We start from the raw sequence: 9,205 nt of genomic DNA, 5'->3' as shown, positions 1-9,205 counted from the left end.
GTTTAGCGACCTCACGAATACCCAAATCCTGTTCGGTCACTTGTTTGATAATGTTTAAACGAAATTGATAAGAATAAGACATAATCTGCACCTCAAATTAGGTGTCCAGGTTTTGGGGTGCAGATCACACAAGCGGTCGAATTTCACTTAAAAAGTGCAATTAGCGTTTTGGTAAATAGCGAGTTGGATCAACTGACTTACCTTTATAACGAATTTCAAAGTGAAGCTTGTTGCTGTTCGTGCCTGTACTACCCATTTTCGCAATGGTTTCACCCGCACTGACATTATCTTGCTCCTTTACTTTAATGCTGTCGTTATGTGCATAAGCACTTAAGAAATCATCGCTATGTTTAATGATAATTAAGTTACCGTAGCCTTCTAATGCATTACCTGCATAAACCACTTTACCCGCAGCAGCAGCTTTTACGTCCTGACCTTTACTACCTGCGATATCAATACCTTTGTTGCCCCCTTCTGCTGAAGAGAAGCCTGATACCACACGACCTGCAGTCGGCCACTGCCATTTGAAGTTAGAAGCTGGTGCATTAATCGCTGTTGAGCTGGTAGTTGCTCTTACTGTTGGCGCAGTGCCTGCCGTTGCAACAATACCTGCTGAGGTTGTCGCTGCTGCCGTACCTGCTGAAGCACGAATACCACTATTTACTACAGGAGCAGAAGCTGAACCTGTGCTCGCTTTCACAGGGCCTGTGATATTACCGTCTGATGCGTAAGTCGTACCATTTGCACCTTGTTGATAAGTCACTTGTGGCTGAACTGGCACAGTTACTTTTTCTTCAACAGTTACCGTTTCGGTTGCCGATTTACCTGTTTTAAGTTTTTGCCCTACGCTTAATTGATATGGCTCACTCATATTATTGAGTGCCGCGATTTCTTTTACGTCTTTACCAATAATATAAGCGATTAAGAACATCGTATCGCCTTTACGTACCGTATAAGTTGAACCATCGTAGAAGCCTTTTTGGATTTGGTTATACAACGGGGCATTGTTCGCATCACGAGGAATTTCGAAGTTTTGATCAACTTTTTTCTCAACCGTTTTCGTTTTCTTCACAATCTTAGTTGTAGTTTGTGGTTGGGCAGGTTGCTCAGTAATCACTGGGTTAGTAATTACAGGTTGAGAAACAGTTGAGGTTGGTGTGCTACCCATCGTGCTTGGCATAGAGGCCGGCTGAATATCAGACTGCCAGCCATAAGTCGTTGGCACTGTCCCTGATACTGGTTGCATTACACCTGGGCTTAATTCAGTGCTGTCTTTCGCACTTACCACAGGTGCTGGATTGTTTGAACTACATGCGGTTAAAACCAGTGCAGCAACAGGCAATAAGAGGAATGATTTTTTCATTTTATAAGTTGTCCTTTGTATGAGTTATTTGGCCATTGATGCAGGCATTGGGGCAGACTCCACTTCTGAACTCCAGCTATAACTACCTTCTGTAGCGCCTGAACCTGATACAGGTTGCATAACGCCTGGGGTTAATTCTGCTTCGTCTTTTACGGGAGGATTTGCGCTACAAGCAACTAAACCAAATACGAATGGGGTTAAAAGTAATGCTTTTTTCATATTACTTTCCTAAATCTATAAACGCACAAAACGACAGTCGTCCAAACGACTGCCGTTAAATAAATATAAAGAGGTTAATTATCTTACACGCAACACTTGACCAACTTGTAATTTGGTTGTGGTGCTAATGTTATTCAATGCTGCAATTTGTGCTGGTGTTTGACCCGTTAAATAGGAAATAAGATACATCGTATCGCTTTTTCCTACGGTGTAATTGCTATCGGTGTAGCAACCTTTAACCATTTGGGCATAAACTGGGGTTCCCATGCTATCACGCACGACTTGGCAATTACCAATTGTCTCTGATTGCCCACTATAAGTTACTGGCGCTTGGCTTGCTACTTGCTGCTGCACGGTTTGCGGGGCAGTATTATAAGTAGTTTGCGCCGTATTATTGTAGGTGGTTTGTGTCTGACCAATGGTATGGGTTGGCGCAGAACTCATTGAAGCAGGCATATCAGTTGCTTGGATCCCTTCAGAAGATTGCCATGTTGGAATCGCTGAAGTGGTTGATGAACCTGTAGCATCTGCAACACTTGCTTCTGATTCTGATGAAGAATTACAAGCAGTTAATGCCATTGAAACCATTAATGGTAAAAGTAAAAATGATTTTTTCATATAATATCCTTACTTAAATAATTCATACGCTAGGTATGCGACAACTGCAACTGCAATAGTGCCCCAGCCGATTAATTCGATAGAACGACGGATTTTATCCGCATATTTTTCTCCGCCCCATGCTGATAATTTGGCAACCAAAATAAAACGAGCAAAGCGAGAAATAGCAGCAGTAATTACAAATGGGAAAAATACCATTTGCATTACGCCCGCGCAAATCGTAAATACTTTATAAGGAATCGGTGAGAACCCCGCTAAGAAAACGACCGCTACTCCCCAAGTTTCAAACCAAGATTTTGCTTTATCAAAATTAGCTTGCATCCCCCAATCAACGATAATACCTTGCACCCAATCAAACGCATACAAGCCGATCAAGTAGCCAATAATCCCCCCTAACACCGAGGCAATCGCGGTATAAATAGCATATTTTGTCGCATTTTGTGGTTTACTCATCGACATTGGGATCAACATCACGTCGGGTGGAATGGGGAAGAAAATCGCTTCAATAAAACTTACGAAACTCAACCCAAAAGTCGCAAAACGGTGTTTCGACCATTCCATCGTTTTATCATAAATTGTACCGAACAATTTCATTTAGAAAACATCCTTTAACGCTTGAATTGAATAGTGAGCTGTCATATCGGCCTGAATTGGCGTGATTGACACATAATCGTGTTCTAATGCGTAGAAATCCGTCCCTTCGCTGGCATCCACTGGTACACCATTTGCACCTAGCCAATAAATTGTCGAACCACGAGGATCTTCTCGTTTTACAATTTCCGCTGCGGGTGAACGATGCCCTAAACGAGTCACCATCACACCTTTGATCTGTTCATAAGGCAAATCTGGCACGTTAATATTTAAAATTTGACGTGCTGGTACAATCCCTTTTTGTACCTTTGGCAATAAATCTAATACCACTTTTGCGGCCGTTTCAAAATGATTATTACCAAATAAATGTCCTTCCGATTTTTTACCGACCAATGAGATCGCTAAACTTGGAAGCGGTAAATGTCTGCCTTCTAACGCCGCTGCGACTGTGCCTGAATACACCACATCATCACCTAAATTAGCGCCGTGGTTGATCCCCGAGATCACAAGATCGAATGAGGTAGTTAAAAAGCCATTGAGTGCTAAGTGTACACAATCTGCAGGTGTGCCTGCAATCACAGAATAATTAAATTCATCAATTTGATGAACTCGAATCGGTTCCATTAAGGTTAAACAACTCGAGGCTGCACTGCGATTGCGATCGGGGGCAATCATTGTGACCGAATGCCCTGCTTCACGTAATGTTTTAGCTAAGGTTTGGATACCTAATGCTTGGTAACCATCATCATTGCTGATTAAAATATTCATCATTCTTGTTCCGCTAATTGAATTAACTCACGCACTAATGCCGTTGCGTAACTGCCTGAATCTAAAAAGAATTTAATACGTAACCCTTCAGACTCAAATTCCCATGAAAAGTTTTGTGGTTTACAGAACATCGCGCGACGAGCATTTGTCATTCGTTCTTTCTTCATCAATTCAACTAATGAAGCATGGCGTGCAACTATCGCTTTTTCCTGCTCACAAGCGGTTGCTTCTAGTGATTTTTCACCAATTAACGGTCCAGTAAGTAAAACATCTCCTACTGCCAAACGCTGTTGTGTTTCAGCTAATTCATGTTCTGAAACCACAAAAAAGCTATTTGAACCTGCTAGTTGCAGATAATCTCCTGCACAAACCGTTTGAGTTAATTTATCCGCAATACGTTGCGAAACGACTAAATTAAATACTTCGCTACGCGCTGCTGATAAATAAAAACTACGCTTTTTGCGATCTTTTACGCTAATTTCACCACTTGCCCAACGTAGCGCTTGGGTTAAATTGTGCCCATCTCGCCCGAAACGCTGTTCGGTAAAATAATTGGGAAATCCGACCGCTTGTAATTGAGTTAAACGCTGTTCAAGTTCTGCAGATTGTACAACATCACGTAATAAAAGCTCAAAATGGTTGCCCGCAAGGCTCCCTACTCGGATCTTACGATTATGGCGAGTCACCTCTAAAACCTCTACGCCCTCACATTCAAATTGTGAAAAATCAGGCGTTTCTTTGCCTGCTAAATGTAAACAGAACCACTGTTCGGTTACCGCATGACGATCTTTAAGTCCTGCATAACTGATATTTTTAGCCGAAATGCCAACAAATTTTGCTAACTGTTCACCAACAAATAAAGTATTCGCATTGGTTTTTCGGATTCTGACCGCAACAAATTCGCCTTCACCGCTAAGTAGATACCCCAGCTCCTCTCGCACAATAAAATCTGCAAATTCTGCCTTTAATTTACCCGCTTGTTGTGGCTGTCCTAAAAGATAATTTAATTGCATTACACACCCTTCTTACAAGCATAAAAAAGGCATCCGAAGATGCCTTTTTCAGCCCTTTTGTTCAAATAGGGCTATTCTACCAGTTATAGCTAACTTTTAAACCTGCATATTTCTGTTTTGTGATTTCATTTCCATGCACTAAACCTAAATTTGCAGTAAGCGACCATTGTTTACCAAACATAGCTGCCATACCTAATTCGTGTCTAAAGTGACGACCAAATTGTTGATCTAACGTATGGTTATTCACTTTCACTTCTAGTTTCTGGCTACTTGCATCTACATAGTAAGACGCAAGGCTTGGTTTTAAGCTAAAGCGGTCAAAATTAAATGTTTTTTCTGCTTTAACGCCTGCGTGGTAGCTCATAAAGTTTAGCGGTTTAATCTGAGTCTGCGCACCATCTAACTGATAAGTTGTTCCAGAAAGACGATAGTAACGCGCACCTAATGACGGCTGTACTTTCAGACCTGCAATCTCCCATTCTTTACCGATACTTGTGCCAAACGCCAAAATATCACGATTGAATTTAGTTTTGTCTTCCGCTAAACCGACTTCATTTTTAGAACGCATATAGCTTGCATCAACTACCGCAAATAAACCATTGTTTGCACGAGCTTTAGCAAAGATCGTTGCAGCTAATGTTTTACCTTTACCCGTCATGTTATCAGCGAAATCATTATGTGCTAATGAGTTCGATAATAACGCACCTACACGGAAGCTTTCATTTACAGCTTTTTCTACACCTACTTGAGTAAGTGTTGTACTTTGTTTGTAGTCACGATATTTATCAGAACCGTGTTTCGTGTGCTGATATTCCGTGTTTGCCCAAACGTCTAAATCGTTAGTTTTGTTGGTTAATAATTCACGATCGATATTATGACCAAGTTCTAATAACTGATTTACTTGTGCAGAAACTTCCGAAATCGCTGCATTTGAATAACGGCTGATTGCGTGTTTTTGCTTAACATTGTTCACTGCTGAAGCAGATAAGTTAGCTTGTTCAAGCAATTCATCTAACTCTTGTTCAGAAAGTGGTACATCTAATGCAAGTAAGGCATTCGCTTCTGCGATACGCGCTTCTTCCACTTCTTTATTTAATAAGCCTGCTGTTTGTCTTGCAACTTCTGCCTGCTCTTGTGCCTGTGCAATCGCTGTAGCATTTTGCGTTTGTTGCGCTGCTTCAACGGCTGCCAATGCTTGCTGGTAGGCTAATTCCGCTTCATTTGCTGCTTTGCTGATTTCATCTGCATATAAAGATTTTGCAACGAAATCCTCAAAACCTGAATTTGCAATTTCTGCTTCAGATAGCGTACTTTCACACACTTCTCGACTTTGGTTGGTTAAGCATAATTTCATGGCTCTTTGCGCTAAAGTATCATTAACACCACGTAAATTTGCTAAATTCACCTGCGCATTTGCCACTTCTGTTTTTGCCACAGCCAGTGCATCTCTTGCTTTCAGTAACGCTTGTTCTTCCGAATTCACTGCTGCATTAGCGCTATCAAGATTTGCTTGGGCGCTTTGTAATTGCTGACGAGCAGCTAATAAGCTTAATGATGCACTCCAGCGGTTCCACCATGAGCTCTCATTTACTTTCTTCGTTGCTGCTTGAACAGCTTGAGTTGCCGTTTTAACTGCTTGTTCTGCAATCGTCAGCTTAGATTTTGCATTTAATTGTGCAGTTACACGGTTTTGTGCTTCTGTTTCCAAGTTAGCCAGTTTTGCATTTAATGCTTCAAATGCTACCACCGCTTGGTTAATTTCTTCTGTGGCTTTATTGTGCGCTGTACTATTGCTCTCTTTAGCTGCAAGCACTGGGCTATATAAGCGATAATCATTCTTTTGGTTTGCCAAAATATAACGGTATGCGCCTAAATCAACATACCCTCCATTAAGCGCTACTTTCACCGAATGTGCTGCTTGTTGGGCATTATTTAATTTTAATAAGCTCACAGGGCTAGTGGTTTGTGGCTCTGCACCTGTATTTTTAACATTAAGTAATAAATCACCTTCTGCGTAGCCATTTACCACAACTCTATCCCCAATGCCTTTTGCAGCATTCGTTAAGTAGTTAAAGACACCTGTGCCAGTTAAGTTGCCATCAATCGTTAAAGTGTTAAATGTAGTAAGATCATTTAATGATTGACTTGCATACTGTTGATTTAAACTTACCATTGAACCTTGCGCTAAGCTTAAATGACCCACTTTACTATCTGCGGTATTTACCCAATGACTTGCATTGTGTAATGCTACTTGGCTATTCTCAGTTGCTTGAATATTGCCTGTTAAAGTTGCTTTACCAAGATTTAATGCTGCATTGTCAGCTAAGTTCACATTACCTGAAATTTGTGTGGTTGGTAATTTTGCAAAACTTTGCTCAGAAATGACCGCTTGAGGCTGACAAGAAGTTGTACCTGTATATTCAGAATAGAGACAACTTGAGCTTATATTTTGAATAAAGCCTAAATTTAATACCCCTTGATTTGTACCACTAAAGTTTGCATTTACTGTAGTTACATTACGCCCAACGGTTAAGATGCCGCTTTGGTTTACCGCCATATTCGTTGCATTGAAAGTACGGTTAATCCAATCATCTTCTACCACAACATCTTTTCTGTTTAACACGTCATAAGCGTGTGGGGTTGGTTTGCCACTTAATAATAAGTTGCCGTTGTCTACCGATACATTGCCATTTAATGCTAAACCACCGTTAAGCATTAAAGTTGCATTTTTAATTTTGGGAGCATAGGTCACATTTAATTTGCCATTTGGCTGACCTTGTTGGGTCTCACCAAAATAGCCATTAAAAGTATTTTTCGCATAAGTATCATGCTTACGAGCCAGCATGGTTTCAATTGCTTTGCGTTTACCTTCTTCACCCGAACCTAAATATTCCCAATTCGCACTTGATTGTTGATTAGTTGGAAAATAAGCGGCTGGATTACCTGTTAGCGCAAAGTAATCCTTACGATTATATGCACGACTATTTACATATTCATAAATATCTTTGGCTTTTTCTTTCCATTTTCCCCAACTGAGATCAGCCTCAGTGAAGGATTTATTATGAATGGTAATATTGCTCTCTTGGCTTGCATGGTGGTTAACAATTTTTGCCCCTTCATCAACGTTTTGAATATGATTAAAAGTTAGGCTCGTACCATTAACATTTAAACGCCCACCTCGATAACCAAAATAAATATTATTTGGATCAACTTGATCTGCACTACTTAAAATAACAGTTGGTCTGCCACTTACAATACCAACTGTATTGAACGCTTGTTTGTTACCATCTTTATCTGCTCTTTGTGCAAGTACAACAGTTCCATCACCAACACTAATATCGCCTAAGTTCTTACCAACGCTATTTACGTATAAGATACCTTCGCCAATCTTAGAAAGACGATCACCTTCTGGGTTTTTAACTTGCCAATCAACACGTTTCCCCTTAGCAACAGAAACACCAGCACCTTGCCATGTTTGATCTGCTTTAGGACGTACAATCACACCTGCATTAAAGTAAAGCGCACCTGCACCTTGATTAATATCATCTGCTAGTTCAATCGTTGCACGGTAGCCAGATAAATCAAGATTCTTACCTGCATTTAACGATGGGCGTTCTTTACTGGTATCTTTTGAAACTAAGCTCTCATCTTGAAGCGCAAGCGTAAAGTTTTCGCCGTTGCTATTAGTTAATACACTTTGTCCATCACCTTTACGCCATACATATTTTTCATTATGTGTACGGTTTGAAATTTTTATGCCTTCATCTTCTGCAAAGATTTTTGACACATAGTCTGGGCGCATTAAGGTATAAATATTTTTATTACCTGTCATGCCAGTATAAAAATTTAATACCCCAACTAAAATCCAACGTTTTTCTAGTTTATCGTATGTAAAGACTGAAGAACCACTATCACCAGGCAAACCATAGGTTGCCATCGGGCTGTGTGCATTATCATAAAGATTGCCTTGCACATCTAACCAATTGTTACGATTAGCTAATACTGGCAAAGCAGCACCGCCAGTCAAGTATTGATAAGCCTGAGCTAATGTTTGGACATTATTCTTTCTATCTCGAATCACCTGCGTACCACTACCAACACGCACAAATTCAGTGAAACGAGATTTATCTTTATAAACACTCACATCCAACCCTAGAGTTGAATAAGTCATTGGTACAATTTCTGTGATCAATTTATGTACACGAGGAATATGGTAGTCTTTATCTAATTCCTGCCCTTCTGGATAATTATTACGATCCACTATTAAGTAGTTAAAATAATGTCCATCTTCATTAGTGCCAGGCATACCAAATGAAACTGAGCCATAGCCCACATTATGCGCAACACTCGTAATATGCTGAGGACTAATTGCTACCGAAACGGCAGAGTTTCTATCCGCAGCACTGAAATCGATCATTGGCGTATCTTTAAGCATCGTACCAATATATTGTTTATCTTTGTTATAGATATCAATATTGCTTGCATTAACAGAGAACTGCCCTTTATTTTCCGCAAAATCACGAAAGTATTGATAATCGATATCATCTCGTACTGCAGAAGCCCCTGCATTTAAACTGATTAACAGCGAGATAAGTGAAGCTATTGTTGTTTTTTGAAAATCCATATCATTCCT

Annotated in this window: 7 protein-coding genes and 1 pseudogene; all 8 read right to left on the bottom strand. The window is 40.2% G+C overall.

Going from position 1 to position 9,205, the window contains the following annotated elements; all coding sequences use genetic code 11:
• Nucleotides 1–82: pseudogene (locus tag F8M47_RS12325) on the bottom strand (transposase); the annotation flags it as partial.
• A gap of 78 nt (nucleotides 83–160) precedes the next feature.
• A complete protein-coding gene (gene nlpD, locus F8M47_RS11145; RefSeq protein WP_150540148.1) occupies nucleotides 161–1,363 on the bottom strand; it encodes a murein hydrolase activator NlpD in 1,203 nt (400 codons plus the stop codon).
• A gap of 24 nt (nucleotides 1,364–1,387) precedes the next feature.
• Nucleotides 1,388–1,582, bottom strand: a complete 195-nt coding sequence (locus F8M47_RS11140; protein ID WP_150540147.1) for a hypothetical protein — start codon at nucleotides 1,580–1,582, stop codon at nucleotides 1,388–1,390.
• Between the two features lie 78 nt (nucleotides 1,583–1,660).
• The gene (locus F8M47_RS11135; protein WP_150540146.1) at nucleotides 1,661–2,200 is read right to left on the bottom strand and encodes a LysM peptidoglycan-binding domain-containing protein; all 540 of its coding nucleotides are present in this window, start codon (nucleotides 2,198–2,200) and stop codon (nucleotides 1,661–1,663) included.
• A 9-nt stretch (nucleotides 2,201–2,209) separates the two neighbouring features.
• Entirely contained in the window at nucleotides 2,210–2,794 is a 585-nt protein-coding gene (locus F8M47_RS11130) for a YqaA family protein (protein WP_150540145.1), read from the bottom strand.
• Nucleotides 2,795–3,559 carry a 5'/3'-nucleotidase SurE gene (gene surE, locus F8M47_RS11125; RefSeq protein ID WP_150540152.1) on the bottom strand — a complete coding sequence of 255 codons (765 nt, stop codon included), beginning with the start codon at nucleotides 3,557–3,559 and terminating at the stop codon, nucleotides 2,795–2,797.
• Complete coding sequence (gene truD, locus F8M47_RS11120) at nucleotides 3,559–4,572, bottom strand: tRNA pseudouridine(13) synthase TruD (protein ID WP_150540144.1); 1,014 nt, start codon at nucleotides 4,570–4,572, stop codon at nucleotides 3,559–3,561. The genes surE and truD overlap by 1 nt, the downstream gene beginning before the upstream one ends.
• 76 nt (nucleotides 4,573–4,648) lie before the next feature.
• The gene (locus F8M47_RS11115) at nucleotides 4,649–9,196 is read right to left on the bottom strand and encodes a S6 family peptidase (protein WP_150540143.1); all 4,548 of its coding nucleotides are present in this window, start codon (nucleotides 9,194–9,196) and stop codon (nucleotides 4,649–4,651) included.
• Nucleotides 9,197–9,205: the final 9 nt, after the last annotated feature.

Source organism: Actinobacillus vicugnae (genome assembly GCF_901687125.1).
GTDB classification, from domain to species: Bacteria; Pseudomonadota; Gammaproteobacteria; order Enterobacterales; family Pasteurellaceae; genus Actinobacillus; species Actinobacillus vicugnae.
Note: the sequence above shows the minus strand (reverse complement) of the source record. Positions and strands in the feature narration are given on the sequence as shown.

Bases quoted from the DNA above. Each gene is read 5' to 3' on its own strand.
- nlpD (WP_150540148.1), bottom strand. From the start codon at position 1,363: ATGAAAAAATCATTCCTCTTATTGCCTGTTGCTGCACTGGTTTTAACC.
- F8M47_RS11140 (WP_150540147.1), bottom strand. From the start codon at position 1,582: ATGAAAAAAGCATTACTTTTAACCCCATTCGTATTTGGTTTAGTTGCT.
- F8M47_RS11135 (WP_150540146.1), bottom strand. From the start codon at position 2,200: ATGAAAAAATCATTTTTACTTTTACCATTAATGGTTTCAATGGCATTA.
- F8M47_RS11130 (WP_150540145.1), bottom strand. From the start codon at position 2,794: ATGAAATTGTTCGGTACAATTTATGATAAAACGATGGAATGGTCGAAA.
- surE (WP_150540152.1), bottom strand. From the start codon at position 3,559: ATGAATATTTTAATCAGCAATGATGATGGTTACCAAGCATTAGGTATC.
- truD (WP_150540144.1), bottom strand. From the start codon at position 4,572: ATGCAATTAAATTATCTTTTAGGACAGCCACAACAAGCGGGTAAATTA.
- F8M47_RS11115 (WP_150540143.1), bottom strand. From the start codon at position 9,196: ATGGATTTTCAAAAAACAACAATAGCTTCACTTATCTCGCTGTTAATC.